This window comes from Terrirhizobium terrae (assembly GCF_030323265.1).
Classification (GTDB): Bacteria; Pseudomonadota; Alphaproteobacteria; order Rhizobiales; family Rhizobiaceae; genus Neorhizobium.
Genome location: NZ_CP104992.1, coordinates 1441510 through 1459292 on the forward strand (window position 1 = coordinate 1441510; position 17783 = coordinate 1459292).

A 17783-nucleotide genomic window follows, 5' to 3' on the forward strand; every position below is an offset into this window, starting at 1 on the left:
CATTTACGCAGGCCTGCCGTAAATGCCGACACCATTTACCGTTGCGTACTTATCCCGCGCCCGCCTGCCCGCGACTATGGCTGGACATGAACGCGGAGGCAGCGATGGCTTTGGCATTCGACAACAATACCGAACCACGCGAGGCGCCGACCGGCATGGTGTGGATCCCCGGTGGCCGGTTCATCATGGGGTCGGACCGTCACTATCCGGAGGAGGCCCCTGCCCATCCCGTCACGGTGGACGGGTTCTGGCTGGACGAGATACCGGTGACGAACCGCCGGTTCATGGCCTTTGTCGAAGCCACCGGGCATGTGACCATGGCCGAGAAAGTGCCCGATGCTAGGGATTATCCGGGCGCGCTGCCGGAGATGCTGCGCGCGGGCTCCCTGCTTTTTGTCCAGCCGAAAAGCGTCAGCGGACCGGACATTTCCCAGTGGTGGACATTCAAGTTCGGCGCCAGCTGGCGCCGGCCTCTCGGCGGTCTCAGCGACCTGCGCGGCAAGCTCGATCATCCCGTCGTGCATGTCGCCTGGTCCGACGCCAGAGCCTATGCAGACTGGGCCGGCCTCGACCTGCCGACGGAGGCCGAGTGGGAATTTGCCGCCCGTGGCGGCCTGTCGGATGCCGAGTTCGCATGGGGCGATGATTTGGCGCCTCAAGGAAGGATCATGGCCAATACCTGGCAGGGTGTCTTCCCGACGCAATCGACCAAGCCGAAAGGCCAAGAACGAACCACGCCGGTGAAATCATTCCCGTCCAACGGCTACGGGGCCTACGACATGATCGGCAACGTCTGGGAGTGGACCAGCGATTACTGGAGCATGCACCATACCGAGCCCGCCGCCAAGGCCTGCTGCATCCCGGACAATCCGCGTAATGGCAATGCCGAGGCGAGCTACGATCCGAACCTGCCGGAGATCCGCATCGCACGGCGCGTGCTGAAGGGCGGGTCGCATCTCTGCGCGCCGAACTATTGCCGGCGCTACCGGCCGGCGGCACGCCATGCCGAACCGGAAGACACGTCCACCAGCCATGTCGGCTTTCGCTGCATCAAGAGAGTTCGCGTCGAAGGAGAGACCCGATGAACAGACCGCTTCACGTCATCGATGCCATTCTCGCCTCGCTGATCACCGGCTTCATCCTTATGCTGTTCGGCCTTGCGCCCGCATTTGCCCAACAGCCCTTGCCGTCATGGAACGATACCGACGCCAAGGCGCGCATCATGAAATTCGTCGAGGAGACGGTGAAGGAGGGTGGCGACGGATATGTTGCACCAGACGATCGCATCGCCGTTTTCGACAATGACGGCACGCTGTGGTCGGAACAGCCCTACTACATCCAGCTCGGCTTTGCCCTGGATCGGGTGAAGACGCTTGCCCCGCAGCATCCCGAATGGAAGGCCAAGGAACCGTTCAAGAGCATTCTCGAAGGCAATCTGAAAGAGGCCGCAAAGGGTGGAGAAAAGGGCATTATCGAGGTCGTCATGGCAACCCATGGCGGCATGAGCACGGATCAGTTCAACGAGATTGTCAGCAAGTGGTTCGAGACCGCGACCCATCCGAAGACCGGCAAGCCCTATACCGACATGACCTATCTGCCGATGCGCGAGCTTCTGGACTATCTGCGCGCCAATGGCTTCACCACCTATATCGTGTCCGGCGGCGGCGTGGAATTCATGCGGCCGATCACCGAGACGCTTTACGGAATTCCGCCACAGCAGGTGGTCGGCAGCACGATAAAGACCGAGTACGCCATAGTCGGCGACGTGCCGGTCCTGAGACGACTGCCGGAGATCGATTTCGTCGATGACGGCCCGGGCAAGCCGGCGGGCATCAACAAATTCATCGGCCGCAAGCCGATCTTCGTTGCCGGCAATTCGGACGGGGATTACGAGATGGCGCGCTGGACGACAGCCGCCAAGGGACCGGGCTTCGCCATGATCGTGCATCACACCGATGCCGACCGGGAATACGCCTACGATCGGCAATCACCGTTCGGAAAACTGGACAAGGCGCTCGACGAAGCCGAAAGGAGAAACTGGCTCCTCGTCGACATGAAGAAGGACTGGAAAAAGATCTTCTCCTTCGAGCAATAGATTAACGCGATCGCCATGCTTCAAGCATACTTAGAGCTGCTTGGAATATCCAATCTTCAGCTGCGATTCCGACTTAAGTAGTGATCCAACTACAACGTGCCGTCGTTTATCCTTTCAGTTGGGAGAGGATGAGATGTACGACGCACCATGGAAGGGTTCGGTTACTGTCGATCTGCCAAAGCCCCATGGCCGTGAAACCGTGCGAACGACGCGGGAGGCGGCCGATTGTCTGATCGACAAATGGCCGGACCGTGATTTCAGCGCCGAGCGGGACGATGCCTTGCGGCTTTGTCTCGCTGTCTACGAGGAAGGCGAGACACCGGAAATGGCGAAGAGCGCATTCCTGAGTGCTCTTCTGGCCGCCGGCCTGTTCTTCCAGGAGGACGGCATCAGCTGATCCGGAGCGGTTCGACGGGCTCTAGCGCTGGATGGTTTCCGCGTTGATGCCGTCGCTCGCACTCGCGCCGGCCTTTATCAGCCCGCCTTCAAGTTCCGTCGTGATAGCTTGCTGCAGGCGCCACCAGGATATCCCGTTGCGGAAACCTTCATTGTTATCCGAGGCCTTGCTCTTCAGCTCGGAAAGCCGTTCACCGGCGATGGGCGAGCTTAATTGTCCGAGAGCGGCTGTCCTCAGCGTCGCCACAAGCTGATCCGTCCCGTTGATCTGCTCGGCATACAACGAGGCTTCCGAATAACGGCCGGCCCTGTAGGCATCGAGCGCCAGAACCAGCATGGCATCGGAGGGCATTGCCTCCATCGTGCGTCCCGCGCCATGGGCCATCGCCACGCCCGCATCCCTATAGCCGCCGAGATAGAGAAGGAAGGCGAGCTTTGCTGCAGCGTCTCCATTATACGGATTGAGCTCCATGGCACGATTTCCCGCCTGGAGGGCCGCATCCATGTTGCCGCCCGCGAACTGGGCCGCCATGAGCGCGACCTGCGCCCGGTCGGACAAAGGCGTAACCGATACCGCGCCTTTGGCCAGTTCGAGCGATTTCCGCCGCACCCCGGCATCGTGCGCCGCATTCTTTCCGGCAAGCAGGACCCGCGCCAGCACGGCCGTCGCGTCGGGATCATCCGGTTTGATAGCCAGGCTTCTTTCCAGGCAATCCCGAACCCTGGCAAGGCGCGCCTGGCCGCCATCCTCCAGAACATGCTCCGCCCGCAGGACACAGCTATTGCCGAGAACGCCATCCGGATCTTCCTGGACCTCGATCGAATTGATGACGCCACGGGTTGAGGCGAAGCGGGATGCGAGCTGGCCGGCAATCTCCTCTCGTATTGAAGCCAAGCTCCTGCCGCTGGCGTCGACCGTTTCGAGGCCCGATTTGAGCACGACATTGGTTTCGCTGTCGGCAACCTGCCACCAGACGCTGCGATCATCCCCATTGCCATAATACTTCATGTGAAGTTCGTAGCTTCTTCCGAGCTTCTTGCCGGCACCGGCGACGGGATAACCCGCCTTGGCCACGGTCAGCGTCGTAAACTGGGTGAGTGCCGTCATCAGCGTGTCGCGTATCTGGCTCGCCTCGCCCTCCATTCTGCCGTCGCTCGCCTCCATCAGCACGTAGACGACCGGTTTTTCGATGAAGGGCGGGGCGTGCGCAAACCAGGTGACGCCCGAGGTTACACCCGCAGCGAAAACAAGTGCCGCCACCGCGGCTGCACCGAGCCATAGGGAAGCAGAGCGCTGCTGCTTGCCCTCGGTGACGACGTCGGGCGCCAGATCGACCGGTTGCTCCAAGGCTGCCGTATCCGAATTGCCTGCGACGTCCTCTTCGGGGCGATGAGATACGAAGGTTGCCGGGAAGAGCGCGATATACATGCCTTTGGGAATGTAGACGGTGGCATTATCGACCGCCCCGAAAGCCTCATAATAGGCGTCGATTGCGGATCTCAGCCGGCTGATCTCAATGCGCACGATTGGGTCGGTCGAGGCGTCGAAGTCGCTGGACCTGCCCAGCACGTCGAGTGCAATCGCATAGGCCTTGACGCCATCCTCGCTGCCGTTGAAACGGCATTCGGCCAGATATCTGAGAATATCCTTCTGCCGTTCCGTCACCCGAAAGCGCGCGTCCGCGAGCAGTCGCTCGAGCTCTTGCCGCGCTTCGTCCCTGGAAACTTCGCAGGCCTTCAAATCACGCAGTTCGGCAATCATGACTGCCCCCATACGCTGGCAGAAATTGATTAGAACATGATCATGTATCGCCTATTAAGCCGATGGTTGCAAGTAAGTTGCACCGGGATGGTGAGAACTTGTGTCCCTCGCGCAAACAGCACGCTTCAATCCGGGACGTTTCTGGATTGTTGGAGGACAAGCCGAACGATGTCGGTCTCGATCTCGCTACAGATGGTTTCGTATTCCAGAAGCCGGGAGGCATTGGCTTTCGAGCTTTCCTTCAACAGCCGCTCCGCAGCCAGGCTCGCCTCCTCATAGGCTTCACAAAGATCCTTCAGCATGGTCGATTTCGCGGCCAGAATCTGCAGCCGTCCGCGCATGGCGGGAAGCTTCAGCATCAGCCGCCAAAGGCCTCTCTGTGCAGTATCAGAGCCGCCACCGGCGGTGTCCCCGTGCTTTTCCATCGACCTGCGTGCTCCCGTTGCGGTACCGTATTTAGTGATACCCATGGATGCGAAAGCATTTCGAACCTGCACATCACCCGTTCGGAAATCGCATCCGGTCCCGGTTTCGATGCGGCAGATGATCGGCGGATTATCCGCATGGCGGCGGTCTCGGGAAGTACGTTACTGTAAATGCGTTACCCACCTGCCTGCCGGCCGTCATTTACTCCCGCATTTACAGTAACGTACTTCCGCCCACGGCACGGACAATGAGTAGATGCACTCCTGTAAGAGGGAGCGTAAGCATGTCGCTTGGGAATGCCGCATCAACATTCCTGATGCAGCCAGAGAATGAACGACACGCGGACGGTTGGCCGGCTGATATCGGACCGGGCTCATCCTATGCGGCCGCTAGGCTTTTCCAAACGATTGCCCTGGCGGCCCTCTTTGCATGCCTAAGTCTGGTGAATGGCGCCATTGCACAATCGCCGCCGCCCGACGGGCAGAAGATCGAGCGCCTTGTTGATCTGCTGCAGGATACGGATGTCCGGGCCTGGCTCGAAAGCCGCAAAGCCGAGGCTCCGCCAGTCGAAGCGGCTCCCGAAGCACGGCCAGGCATAGAGGCGTGGGAAGCCGGGCTTCGAGCGCGCCTCAGGGCCCTGATTACCGCGGTTCCCCAAATACCCGCGGGACTGTCGGAAGCTTCCGCAAGAGTTCGGCAGGATTCGGCGTCCCATGGCTATGGCCCTCTTTTTCTCATCTTCGCCGTACTGGTCGGCATCGGCCTGGCCGCCGAGTGGATCTATCGCAAGCGTCAGCAGCAGTCCGGAGGCGCCGCGAAGGCCGTCGTCTCCATCGGGGTCTTTACGCTGGTCGCGGCGATCGTCTTCTTTGCCATCGACTGGCCGCCACTGGCGCGCATAACGCTGCTCGCCTATCTCCTCGCCTTCATCGGCTACCGACTTGGCTCGGTCGCGATCGCACTCGTCGCACCGACAGAATTGCAGAGACGGGCGCGGCTTCTTCTGGCGGCAACGGTCTTCGCTATCGCGACCACCGCGCTCGCACGACCTCTCGGGGTCACCCCAGCAGTGGCCGACGCTCTGGCCTATCTGTTTTCCGTGGTCATCCTGGCACTTGCCATCGAGGCGCTGTGGTCGACAAGCGAGCGGCCACGCCTGCAGAAGGTCGCGCTCACGCTCTTCATCGTCGCGGTCTGGCTGCTCTGGTGCCTGCAGCTCAGCGGACTGTTCTGGCTCGGTCTCTATGCGCTTCTTCTTCCAAGCATATTGCGTGCTGCTGGAAGGATCGCCACGTCATTCTCCTCCGCCGAGCCTCTAAGCCTGCGCAATGTCCTGATTGCCCGCGGCGCGCGCGCAATCGTTATCGTGCTCGCAGCCGCGTGGCTTGCAATCGTCTGGAGAATGACGCCTGAGGGCCTGGGCCACAGCGATCCGATCGTGACCGCCCTCTTCTACGGCCTGTTGAAGAGCGTCGTCGTCGTACTGGCCGCCGACCTCTGCTGGCACCTCGCCAGGGCCTGGATCGACGGCACCTTGAATGCAACGCCGGACGCGGCGACCGTTACGCCCGCCGAGGTGGCAAGACGAGCCCGCTACCGCACGCTGCTGCCGATCCTGCGTAATGCGCTGGCGGTGATGATCGCCGTGATGACCGTGCTGATCGTGCTGGCCCAGATGGGCGTCGAGGTTGCGCCGCTGATCGCCGGCGCCGGCGTTTTCGGCGTCGCCCTCGGCTTCGGCTCCCAGACGCTGGTGAAGGACATCATCAGCGGCGTGTTCTACATGCTCGACGACGCCTTCCGCGTCGGCGAATACATTCAGGCCAAGAACTACAAGGGCACTGTCGAAGGCTTCAGCTTGCGATCCGTCCGGCTGCGTCATCATCGCGGCCCGGTCTTCACCGTCCCCTTCGGCGAACTCGGCGCGGTCCAGAACATGAGCCGCGACTGGGGCGTGGTGAAGTTCCGCATCTCCGTCAGCCGTGCCGCCGATGTCGAGACGGTCCGCAAGCTCACCAAGAAGATCGGGGCTTCGATGCTGGAGGATCCGGAACTCGGCCCGCTCTTCATCGAGCCGCTGAAGATGAAGGGGATCGAGGAATTTGCCGATTACGGGATGGTGCTGAGCTTCGGAATGACGCTGCGGCCATCACCGATGCAATCCTTCATCCGCCGGCGGGCCAACCTCCTGCTGCGCGAGGCATTCCTCGCCAACGGCATCGAGTTCGCCATGCCGAGCGTACAGGTCGACGCCGAGGAAAAGGCCGGCGGCGCCGCTGCTGCGACCGCCGCAAATCTGAGGACACAGCAATTGAAGACTGCAGCCGTCGCGCCGTAGCTGCGGGCAAACTCGAAGGGGCAAAACCATGCCAGGCAAGATCAGATATGCAGCAGGACTGGTACCATTGTTCGTTCTGACATCGCCCGCTTTCGCGGCCGATGTCCTGCCCGTGCCGCTGCAGCAACCTGCGCCATCGGAGCCGGACAGGTGGCAGTTCTCCTTCGCCCCCTATTTCTGGATGGCCGGGCTCGATGGAGACAGCCAGGTCTTCGGTCTCGGCGAGGTTCATGTCAGCCAGGATTTCAGCGACATCCTGCCGGATCTCGATTTCGGCCTGATGGCAGCGGGCGAAGCGCGCTATGGCCGGTTCAGCCTCTTTACCGACATGAGCTACGTCAAGGTGACGACTGAGTCCGCCACGCCGCGCGGCATCATTGCCGATGACATCACAGTGCGGTCCGAAACTTTCACCGCATTGCTGGCCGGTGCCTACACAATCTACGAGGATGAAAAAGCTCACCTCGATGTGCTGGCCGGCGTGCGCTACTGGAATGTCGAAACGCGTATAACCCTGAGCGGCGGACTGATCGGCAGCCTGTCGGACAAAGACAGCGCCAGCTGGGTCGACGGGCTCGTCGGCTTCAAGGGCAACTATTCCTTCACCGACAAGATCTTCGTGACCGGCTGGGGAATGGTCGGCGGCGGCGGGGCGGATATCGACTGGGATGTGCTCGCCGGCCTCGGCTACCAGTTCAACGACACGTTTTCGGCCATCGCAGGCTACCGCGCCCAGGGCGTCGATTTCAGCGATGACGGGTTCACCTACGACATGATCCAGCACGGTCCGATCATCGGCATGAACATCAAGTTCTAGCCTGCGATAGATCTCATCGGGAGGCAAGTCCGCATGAAGCCAACCACAGTTCCCTCAACGGCAGCCATGTTCCTGATGACCGGCATGTCCTGCGCTCTTGCACAGGATGCCGATCTGGCGAAGCAGCTCTCCAACCCCGTGGCATCGCTGATCAGCGTGCCATTTCAATTCAACTACGACAGCGGCTATGGCCCGCTCGATGGGCACAAATCCGTGCTGAACATCCAGCCCGTCATCCCGATCTCGATCAATGACGACTGGAACGTGATTTCACGCACGATCATTCCGGTGGTCGGGCAGGACGACATTGCAGGCCCGAGCGGCAGCCAGTTCGGTCTCGGTGACGTGCTGCAGAGCTTCTTTCTCGCCCAAGCAACCGACGGCCGGCGGATTGATCTGGGGCGCCGGACCGGCTTTCCTTCTGCCCACCGCCACAGAACCGCTGCTCGGCGGAGAGAAGTTCGGCCTCGGTCCGACCATCGTGCTTCTGAAACAGGATCACGGTTTTACCTATGGCGCGCTGGCGAACCACATCTGGTCGGTTGCCGGCGACAGCGATCGCGATGATATCAGCTCGACATTCCTGCAGCCGTTCGTGTCCTACACGACGCCAAACGCCTGGACCTTCACCCTCAACACCGAAAGCACCTATGACTGGAAGGGTGATGAGTGGTCCGTCCCGATCAATTTCTCCGTGGCGAAGCTGGTGAAGTTCGGCAAGCAGCCCGTCAGCTTCCAGCTCGGTGCGCGCTACTGGGCTGCGGCGCCGGATAACGGGCCGGAGGGCTGGGGCCTTCGTGCCGGCGTGACGCTGCTGTTTCCGAAGTGAAGCGGCCTATTGCCCACCGGATGGGGCGGCGGCATTGCGTTCGTCCATCCGATCGACCAGCAGCGAATAGGCGACGTAATATTTGTAGATGTTGCTGACATATTGGACGGTTTCGCGGCCGATGATCTCTGCTGCCGCGTTCTCCACGTTTCCGAACCAGACATTCGGATCGAGCCCCATCGATCTCGCCTTGTCGCGGAATTTCCGCAGATTGCCGGGTCCGGCATTATAGGCGGCAAAGGCGAAAAGCTGCCGGTCGCGCGGCTGCAATCCGTCATCATCGATATAGGTGTCGATCAGGTGGCGCAGATATTTCGTACCCGCCTCGACATTGCGGGCGGCATCCTTGTCGATCCCGCTGATGCCGATCGCCTTGTCCTTCGCCGTCGAAGGCAGCATCTGCATGATGCCGACGGCACCGCGCGGCGAGCGCCGCGACTGGTCCAGCTGCGATTCCTGATAGCCCTGCGCCATCAGCATCAGATAGTCGAACGAATATGTCCGGCCGTATTCCCGGAAGATGCCGACAAGCGTGCGAAACCGTTCGACGTCATCCGGCGAATAGGCCCGTTTCACGATCTTGTCCTGGATGAAATATCGCTTCTTCAGGATGTTGCCGAAGGTCGTGCCGATCCGGTGACTGGCGATGAACGGGTCGAGCTCCGCCTTCAACTGCGGGCTGTCCTTGCGGATCGCCCAGGCGATCTGGCCCTGCGGGGAAATCACGATGTCGTGCCGCACCTTCATGTCGGGAAACACATGCGACCAGATATCGCCCATATAGGCATCGACGACGGTGAAGGGCAAAAGCTCCGCATTGACCATTTCCATAAGATCCTCGTCTTCGAGGTTCTCATCGATGAGATTGATGACGATCTCGGGCTTTCCCGCCGCCGCAAATTGTTTGTTCATGGCCGCCAGATGTTCGTGAAAACTGCTCGACGCGCGGACAGCGATGCTCTTGCCAGAAAGGTCGTCGATGTCAGCGACCGGTGGACTGTCGGCTGACGCGACAAGGACTTCATCGGCCTTGTCATAGAGCGGCGCGGTGAAATCGACCAGCTTCAGCCGCTCCTCCGTGATCGTCAGGTTGGCCATGACGATATCGCCGAACCCATCGTTGAGTGCCGACAGCAGCTTGTCGCGCGGCGTCGGAACGAACACGAAGTGGATATGGTCGAGCTGCTTCTTGCGGCCCCTGTTGAGGTACTTTTCCAGTTCCAGCCCGAACTCGACGGCCGTGCCGAACTGGCGGCCTTTGTCGACGAAATAGATCGTCTTGCTGAAAGGGACGAGCACCCGCACGATGCGGCGCTCCTTCATGACATCGAGATCGATGACATGCTTCTCGATGAGTTGCGGCGCTGAAGTCACTTCGGCAGCCGTCTGCGCCATCACGGGCGTTGCCAGCGTGATGAGCAGATAGATCCAAGTCGTGAACCGTTTCATTGAAGACCCCGGAATTCGGCAGGGTATGCGGTCCACCCGCTCCTTCTGTCGGCTTTCGCAATAGGAAGATGCTGCCGCCGCAGAAGCCGTCGGGCATCCGCGGCGGCGGCAAGATGTTTAGCGCGGCGCCAGCCCTTCCAGCTCGTTCAGACGTTTCAAGGCCGCCTGCTGTCGGAGCAGACCATAGTTGATACCGCTGGCATTCAGTGTGCTGCCTTCCTGATAAGGGTATTGTTCGAAATCCGAGAAGAACTCCTTGATCTTCTGCTGGATCGGCACGAGCAGCCACATGTTCCTAGCCAGGAATTCAATGGCACCGCCACCGTCCTCCATGCCGCGCTCATAGGGGTCCATACGCAGGTTCGAGATCATCGCCCAGCTCGGAACCTCGCGTGTCGCCGTCGCGATATTGCCATGGCTGGCGGTCGCGAAGGCAAGTTTCCAATCGTTCCAGCGGATGGCATTCAGGTTGCCGCCCTGATCGAAGTAATAGACAGAATCCCGCGGGCCGGTATCGACCTCACCTTTGAGGAGCGGCATGAGATCATAGCCGTCGAGATGGACCTTGAATGTCTTGGAACCGGAGGTGAAGCCCGCCTTCATCTGTTCCTTCAAGTCGGTTAGGCCCGACGCGCTGGCAAAAGTCGGCATCCAGTCCATCAGCGTGACGGGATCGTTGATCTCCCGTCCGGGCTCGACGACACCCGGCCAGCGGACCATCATGGGTATGCGGAAGCCGCCTTCCCATGTCGTGCCCTTTTCGCCATGGAACATCGTCATGGCACCATCCGGCCAAAGGGCGATCTCGGCGCCGTTGTCCGTCGTGTAGAGAACGATCGTGTTGTCGGTGATGCCAAGCTCGTCCAACTGGTCGAGCAACTGGCCGACATGGCCGTCATGCTCGACCATACCATCAGCATGGAGGCCTTTGCCGGTCTTGCCCATCGCATCCGGCGCGAGATGGGTGAAGACATGCATGCGGGTCGAGTTGAACCAGCAGAAAAACGGCTTGTCGGCCTTGGCCTGGCGGTCGATGAAATCCTTGGCAGCTGCCAGAAACTCCGAGTCAACGGTCTCCATGCGCTTGGTGTTGAGCGCTCCGGTATCCTCGATCTTGCCGTCGGCGGTGGACTTGATGACGCCGCGGGGGCCGAACTGACGGCGGAAGGCCGGGTCCTTCGGATAGAAATAGCCTTCAGGCTCTTCCTCGGCATTCAGGTGATAGAGATTGCCGAAGAACTCGTCGAAACCATGCTTGGTCGGCAGATGCTGGTCCTGGTCGCCGAGGTGGTTTTTGCCGAACTGGCCCGTCGCATAGCCCCTCGCCTTCATCACGTCGGCGATTGTCGGCATCCAGTCCTGGATGCCATGGGGATCGCCCGGCATGCCGATGGTGAGCAACCCCGTGCGGAACGGCTCTTGGCCGAGAATGAAGGAGGCCCGGCCGGCCGTGCAGCTCTGCTGGCCGTAGGAATCCGTGAAGATCGCCCCTCTCTGGCGATACGGTCGATATTCGGCGTCCGATAGCCCATCAGGCCCATCGTGTAGGCACTGATCTGGGGGATGCCGATGTCATCGCCGAAGATGACGAGAATGTTCGGAGGCCGGTCTGCGCTGCCGCTCGGCGCAGGGGTGGCCGGCTGCGTCTGGGCGGCGACCTTGCTTCCGCCGGAAGCGACCGCAACGCCGGCGATCGCGAGCGACGTTCCGCCAAGAAGAAGGTTGCGGCGGCTGACGGATGCCAGGCTTTCATCCTGCGTTGTTTCGTCCTGCGTTCCAACTTCGAGGTTGCTCATCACACGTCTCCTCTGTCCGCTTGGCCTTCGGTGGCAACGGAGGAGGATCTTGCATCGCGCAGGGACGTCAGGAAGTACGTTACGGTAAATCATCGAGGGTCAAGGCGTAAATGGAGGCGGCGCCGGCATCTCGCCGGCCGACTCCGCAACCGACAGGCATTAGGCATTAACGCTCTGATTTACCGTAACGTACTTACGCCACGGGACAAATTCTGGTGCCCTTCCGGATAGCGCGGACCGGCTTAACCGTGCCGGGTCCGGTCAGCGAAAGATCGGTTCAGGGAGATTTGTCCATGGCATTTTATAGCACCGAGCTCTGGCGGAATTTCGCCGCCGCATGTCTCGCCGCCTATGCGATCTCCGCAGACGTTCCGCTTTACGCACAACAGCAGGCAGCACAGACGGCAGCCCCCGCCGATACGCAGCAATCGACGGAGATCACCGACGAAGAGATGCAGGTTCTCGTCGCGCGTATCGCGCTCTACCCCGACGAACTCGTCGCGCTGATCACGTCGGCCTCGCTCTACCCGCTGCAGATCGTCGAGGCGTCCCGCTTTCTCGATCAATTGAAGACCAACAAGGACCTCAAGCCCAAGGACGACTGGGACGGCAGTATCGTATCGCTGCTGAACTATCCCGACGTCGTCAAGATGATGAGCGAGGATCTGGACTGGACCCAGCAGCTTGGCGATGCCGTGGCCAGCCAGCAGAAGGACATGCTGATCGCCATCCAGACCCTGCGCGACAAGGCCGTCGCCGACGGTATCATCAAGAGCGACGACAAGGTGAAGGTCGTGCAGCAGAACGACAATGTCATCATCCAGGCCGCCGATCCGGAGAAGATCTACGTTCCCCAGTACCAGCCGCAGATGCTCTATGAAGAAGGATATGCGCCGGCCCCGATCAGCTATTATCCTGATCCTTACCCCAATTACTTCTATCCGACCGCGACTTTCTTCGCCGGCTTCGTCACCGGCGCGGTCTTCGGTGCCGCCGTCGACTGGGACCGCTGGGGCGTCTGGGGCGGCCACTACGACGGCAACGACATCGATATCGACTGCGACCACTGCTTCAACGGCATCGACCGCAACGGCAAGGTCAATTTCAACGATGTGGATTGGAAGAATGTCGATCGCAGCAAGCTGAAGTTCGACCATAACCAGTTTGCCAATATCGACCGGTCGAACATCAGGAACCGTCTCGAGGCAGGCGGCAACAACGACATACGCGAGAGGGCAAAGACCGCCCGCACGAAGGCGAGGGATGCCGGTCAGGCGCGGGTGACGCCCGCCAAGATCAAAGATGTCAGGGCCAATCACGCCCGTCCGAACGACGGTCTGCGCCCTGGCGACCGCATCGCCAATCGCCCCGCCGGCGCCCGTCGTGGCGAGATCGGCAACCGCCCAGACCGGCAGATCCACAAACCCGCGATGGCGGGCAAGCACGACATGCGCCCCAACCGTCCGTCAGGGCTCGGCGAAGTCCGCTCGCGCGGTGCCGCAAATCTTCACTCTCAACGGGGCGGGAGAGCCATGGGCGGCGGGCATTTCGCGGCCGCCCATGGCGGTGGTCACCGTGAATTCAGCGGCCATCGCGGCGGAGGCGGTGGTGGCCACATGCGCAGGCCGCATGGCGGCCGCCATAGATAGAGATCAACAGGGAGCATCGCCATGCGTTCTCATTTCCACGCCCAGTCATCCCGTCGCGTGATCGCCCTGTTGCTCGGCTGCTGCCTCATGGCAGGCCCGGTTCAGGCGCAGGGGCCGCGACCGGATCTGGTGGACATCGTCTCACCCAACCCGCCGTCCGAATTCGGCTCGCCCGAGGACGCCATGGCGGAGTTCAAGGCTGTCGTATCCGCATCCGATCTCGACAAGCTCGCCGCGCTTCTCGGCGTCAATGCCGATCGCCTGAAGGCGACTGAAGGTGTGGAGGACACGCTGGCGCTCATCAAGGAAGGTGTGGCGAGACGGATCGGGCTCGAGACGCAGGATGACCAGAGCATCATCGATGTCGGCTTCATCATGTGGCCCTTCCCCTTTCCAATCATTAAGAAGGAGAACGGGAAATTCGCCTTCGATCCCGTGACGGGCATCGAGGAGATCATCAATCGCCGCATCGGCGAGAACGAAATCCAGGCAATCGAGACGCTTCGCGGCTATGTCGACGCCCAGGAAGATTACGCCCTCGACGATCATGACGGCGACGGCGTGCTGGAATATGCCCAGAAGCTGGTCAGCACCGAAGGCCAGGCGGACGGCCTCTACTGGCCGCTTTCGGAAGGACTGGGGCCGAGCCCGGCCGGCCCGCTCATCGATTTCGAGCAATATAACGAGCGGGAAGAGAAAGGCTATTTCGGCTACCGCTACAAGGTGATTTCCCGTCAGGGCGACAACATCGCCGGAGGTGCGTTCGATTACGTCATCAACGGCAACATGATCGCAGGCTTCGGCCTCGTCGCATGGCCGGTGAAATATGGAGAGACGGGCGTCAACACCTTCGTCGTCAATCGCAACGGCATCGTCTATCAGGCAGATCTCGGCGCAGACACGCAGAAGATCGCACCTGACATCAGGCAGTTCAATCCGAGTGACAAATGGGTGGTGACCGAGGACTGAGAGCGTGCGCCACCTGCCGACCGACACCCGCCGCAAGCAGCCTATCTGGAGATGTCGCAATGCCGGCATGTCGGGTTCTGCGCGCGAACTTTCCCTGTGGTCTTCGGTCGCGGCAATGGCGCTCATCTCTGTTTTCGGTACACGCGCCAATGCTGCCTGTGTCGAGACACCGGCCGGGTCGGGAACCTACGAATGCTCGGGCAGCGATCCGGGGCCCAGCTTCGTCGGTCAGTCCGTAACGATCAATGCCGATGAGACGGCAAGCTTTACCAGCGACGTATCCGTCACCGGACCGGGCACCAGCACACTGAACAATGACGGGACCCTGACCAATGGGCTCGTTGCGACGAGCAATGACAGCTTCACCCTGAACAACCACGGCCTGATAGACGGCAATATCATGCTCCAGGGTACGGGGTCGAACCTGATCATCAACTACAGTGACGGGACTGTGCAGAACGGCGTCACGGGTACCGGTAGTTCCAACGACATCGTGCTGAACAACGGCTTTTTCGCCGGTTCAATCAGTCTCTGGGCCGGCGACGACACGTTGGGGCTGCTCGACGGTACGGTCCAGACATCCGTCGACATGGGTGCCGGTAATGACCGGTTCACCTGGGTCGTCGGCAATATCGCGGCGACCGTGCAGATGGGAGAGGGGGACGACACGGCGAATTTCTCCCGGTTGACCAATGCAAATCTCACGGCCGGCAAGATCGTCGATGGAGGACAGGGCAACGACACCTTGAATTGGAGCAGGACATCCAATGATGACGGCTCCGGCAGCGGTGACCATCCGACCAACCTCATCAACTGGGAGCGGATCAATCTCACCAACAACTCGCAAATGGTGTTCATCTACACCACCGGCGTCCTGACGCTCGGGGACAGCACGACCGGTACCGGAACGATCTCAATCGACGCCACCAGCCGCATCGATGCCGGCAATTCCTACGGTTTCGGCATCACGCCGGCCTCTTCGTCGCGCCTGGTGACCGTCAACAATGCCGGCATCATCAACCTCACCAACGACCAGCCGGGTTCCGGATCATCCCTGCACGACACGTTCAGCATCAAGGGCAATTACGTCGGCCAAGATGGCGAGCTTTGGCTTCATTCCTATCTCGATACCGACAATTCTCCATCAGACCAGCTGATCATCGACACCGGCCAGGCATCCGGCTCGACCGGCATCCGCATTACCAATGTCGACGGGCCGGGCGCTCTGACGCAAGGCAATGGCATACGGGTGGTCGATGCAATCAACGGAGGAACGACGGCCGTGGGCGCCTTCGATCTGGCCGGCCCGGTAGCGGCCGGTCCGTTCGAATACTTTCTCTATCGCGGCGGCATGGTGCCTTCGGCCGATACCGACGACGACTGGTTCCTGCGCAATACGATAGCGCCGTCTCCGCCATCCCCGCCGGGGCCGCCCTCGCCTCCGTCTCCACCTGGGCCACCTTCGCCTCCATCTCCACCCGCTCCTCCTTCTCCACCATCGCCGCCGAGCCCACCCTCGCCGCCGTCTCCGCCCGCTCCACCATCACCGCCTTCCCCTCCGGCCCCGCCTTCGCCGCCGGCGCCACCACCGCCTGGACCACCGTCACCTCCCGCGCCTCCGCCGCCCCCGATCCCCAACGTCCGGCCAGAGGTGCCCGGCCGATTGATCGGGCCTCTGGTGGCCCAGCGGATGGGCCTCATGACGATGGGCAACTTTCATCAGCGGCGTGGGGATCAATCGCTGCTATCGGGGCTCGGAGCGCCGATCTATCGAGGCCCGGGCGCCCAGGGAGACGGTCCCGGTGACGAAGGCTATGGACCGGGGATATGGGGGCGCGTCTTCGGCTTCAACGGCGACCTTGGTGCCAATGCCCGGCTGGACATCGCCGGCTATGAGATCGGGCCGCAGTTCGACGGCAATTACTGGGGCCTTCAGCTCGGCAGCGATATCGCCGAGATCGAGTCCGATAACGGTTTTATCCACCGCTTCGGCCTGTTCTACACCCATGCGGAGGCTTCCGGCGACATCAGCGCCAATGTGCTCGGTAGACGGAATGTCGCCGCCGGTCGGCTGAACCTCAACGAAGACAGCATCGCCGCCTATTGGACGATGATGTACAACGAGAGCTGGTATCTGGACGTCGTCGGGAAATATGGCTGGCTGAATGGCGACAGCACGTCCAATCGCGGCATCTCGTCGGATCTTGACGGATCAAGCATTGCCGCCTCCGTGGAGACAGGCCTGCCGATTGCGCTTTCAGATAGCTGGAAGATTGAGCCCCAGGCGCAATTGATCTGGCAGCGCGTCGATTTCGATGACAGCCGCGACAGTTTCGCAACCATATCTAGCGAGCCTTTCGATGCCGTGACCGGGCGACTGGGTGCGCGCCTGCAATACAGCGCCGGGTCCGGCTATGCCCATCTCGGGGTCAATCTCTGGCACGGCTTTTCGGCCGATTCCACGGTCCGTTTCAACAACATCCCCCTGGTCACAGAGGTCGGCGGCACATGGTTGGAGATGAACGTCGGCGGCGCCTACCAGCTCAGCGAAAACATCTCTGCCTTTGCCGATATAAGCTATTCCTTCGATCTGGACGGCCCGAAGCACAACATGATCGCGGGCCAGATCGGGGTGAGGTTCAAATGGTAAAGCGCTATGCCTGCCGTCACCAGGCCGATGCCCTGCACCCGTCTCCATCTTCCGACAATCGGGCACCGGCATGACCAGCCTCACCGCCTATGTGATCGATGGTCACGATGTCCGCATCCGGCCTGCTCCCGTCGAGCGCGATTGGATGGACCATTCGGACCAGCGCTTCGCCTATCGCTGCCTGCCCCTGAATATCGCGAATGCCCATGGCTGGGAGATACTCTGCACCTCCGCTTTTTCGGCAATATGGGATGGAACGCGGGGAAAGGATGCAATCCGTATCAAGCCCAGGCGCGAGACGGGCGGACCGGCACTCAGCCATTTCGGCAACGGCGTCCTGACCTTCGACGTCCCATGCCTGTTCCGCACCGAACCGGGCGTCGACATGATGGTAACCGGCCCGCTTAATCGGCCCAAAGATGCCATCGCCCCCTGTCGGGTATCATCGAGACCGACTGGTCTCCCTACACGTTCACCATGAACTGGAAATTCACCCGTCCGTCCCAGCGGGTGCATTTCGACCTCGACGAGCCATTCTGCCACGTCTTTCCGGTTCAGCGCGGCAGCCTGGAAAAATCGAGCCGTTGCGCCGCCCCTTTCCGATAAC

Annotated in this window: 11 protein-coding genes and 3 pseudogenes; 10 read left to right on the top strand and 4 right to left on the bottom strand. The window is 61.0% G+C overall.

Going from position 1 to position 17783, the window contains the following annotated elements; genetic code table 11:
- Positions 1-104: 104 nt before the first annotated feature.
- From N7E02_RS14810 to N7E02_RS14820, 3 genes are all read left to right on the top strand, one after another.
- The gene (locus N7E02_RS14810; protein WP_286582840.1) at positions 105-1085 is read left to right on the top strand and encodes a formylglycine-generating enzyme family protein; all 981 of its coding nucleotides are present in this window, start codon (positions 105-107) and stop codon (positions 1083-1085) included.
- On the top strand, positions 1082-2095 hold the full coding sequence (locus tag N7E02_RS14815; protein WP_286582841.1) for an HAD family hydrolase: 1014 nt from the start codon (positions 1082-1084) through the stop codon (positions 2093-2095). Before N7E02_RS14810 ends, N7E02_RS14815 begins: the two co-directional genes overlap by 4 nt.
- A 133-nt stretch (positions 2096-2228) precedes the next feature.
- Positions 2229-2492 carry a DUF982 domain-containing protein gene (locus tag N7E02_RS14820; protein ID WP_286582844.1) on the top strand — a complete coding sequence of 88 codons (264 nt, stop codon included), beginning with the start codon at positions 2229-2231 and terminating at the stop codon, positions 2490-2492.
- A 21-nt stretch (positions 2493-2513) separates the two neighbouring features.
- On the opposite strand, the gene N7E02_RS14825 is transcribed toward N7E02_RS14820, so the two are convergent.
- On the bottom strand, positions 2514-4253 hold the full coding sequence (locus N7E02_RS14825; RefSeq protein ID WP_286582847.1) for a tetratricopeptide repeat protein: 1740 nt from the start codon (positions 4251-4253) through the stop codon (positions 2514-2516).
- Positions 4254-4378: 125 nt separating this feature from the next.
- A complete protein-coding gene (locus tag N7E02_RS14830; RefSeq protein ID WP_286582850.1) occupies positions 4379-4678 on the bottom strand; it encodes a hypothetical protein in 300 nt (99 codons plus the stop codon).
- Positions 4679-5121: 443 nt separating this feature from the next.
- Between N7E02_RS14830 and N7E02_RS14835 the strand changes: the two genes are divergently transcribed.
- The 3 genes and pseudogenes from N7E02_RS14835 to N7E02_RS14845 all read left to right on the top strand — a co-directional run bounded on the left by N7E02_RS14835 (position 5122) and on the right by N7E02_RS14845 (position 8663).
- Positions 5122-7017, top strand: a complete 1896-nt coding sequence (locus N7E02_RS14835; RefSeq protein WP_286582852.1) for a mechanosensitive ion channel family protein — start codon at positions 5122-5124, stop codon at positions 7015-7017.
- 28 nt (positions 7018-7045) lie between these two features.
- Complete coding sequence (locus N7E02_RS14840; RefSeq protein WP_374730697.1) at positions 7046-7834, top strand: porin family protein; 789 nt, start codon at positions 7046-7048, stop codon at positions 7832-7834.
- 66 nt (positions 7835-7900) lie between these two features.
- Positions 7901-8663, top strand: a pseudogene (locus N7E02_RS14845) (transporter).
- A 6-nt stretch (positions 8664-8669) separates the two neighbouring features.
- Here the strand turns inward: N7E02_RS14845 and N7E02_RS14850 are convergent.
- Both N7E02_RS14850 and N7E02_RS14855 read right to left on the bottom strand, forming a co-directional pair.
- The gene (locus tag N7E02_RS14850; protein WP_286582856.1) at positions 8670-10112 is read right to left on the bottom strand and encodes an MltF family protein; all 1443 of its coding nucleotides are present in this window, start codon (positions 10110-10112) and stop codon (positions 8670-8672) included.
- Positions 10113-10229: 117 nt separating this feature from the next.
- Positions 10230-11908, bottom strand: a pseudogene (locus N7E02_RS14855) (arylsulfatase).
- A gap of 293 nt (positions 11909-12201) precedes the next feature.
- Between N7E02_RS14855 and N7E02_RS14860 the strand changes: the two are divergent.
- The 4 genes and pseudogenes from N7E02_RS14860 to N7E02_RS14875 all read left to right on the top strand — a co-directional run bounded on the left by N7E02_RS14860 (position 12202) and on the right by N7E02_RS14875 (position 17782).
- Positions 12202-13557: a DUF3300 domain-containing protein gene (locus tag N7E02_RS14860; protein WP_286582858.1), complete on the top strand. Its 1356-nt coding sequence runs from the start codon at positions 12202-12204 to the stop codon at positions 13555-13557.
- A gap of 21 nt (positions 13558-13578) precedes the next feature.
- A complete protein-coding gene (locus tag N7E02_RS14865) occupies positions 13579-14526 on the top strand; it encodes a DUF2950 family protein (RefSeq protein WP_286582860.1) in 948 nt (315 codons plus the stop codon).
- Positions 14527-14530: 4 nt separating this feature from the next.
- Positions 14531-17176 carry an autotransporter family protein gene (locus tag N7E02_RS14870; RefSeq protein ID WP_286582862.1) on the top strand — a complete coding sequence of 882 codons (2646 nt, stop codon included), beginning with the start codon at positions 14531-14533 and terminating at the stop codon, positions 17174-17176.
- Positions 17177-17246: 70 nt separating this feature from the next.
- Positions 17247-17782: pseudogene (locus tag N7E02_RS14875) on the top strand (DUF6065 family protein).
- Position 17783: the final 1 nt, after the last annotated feature.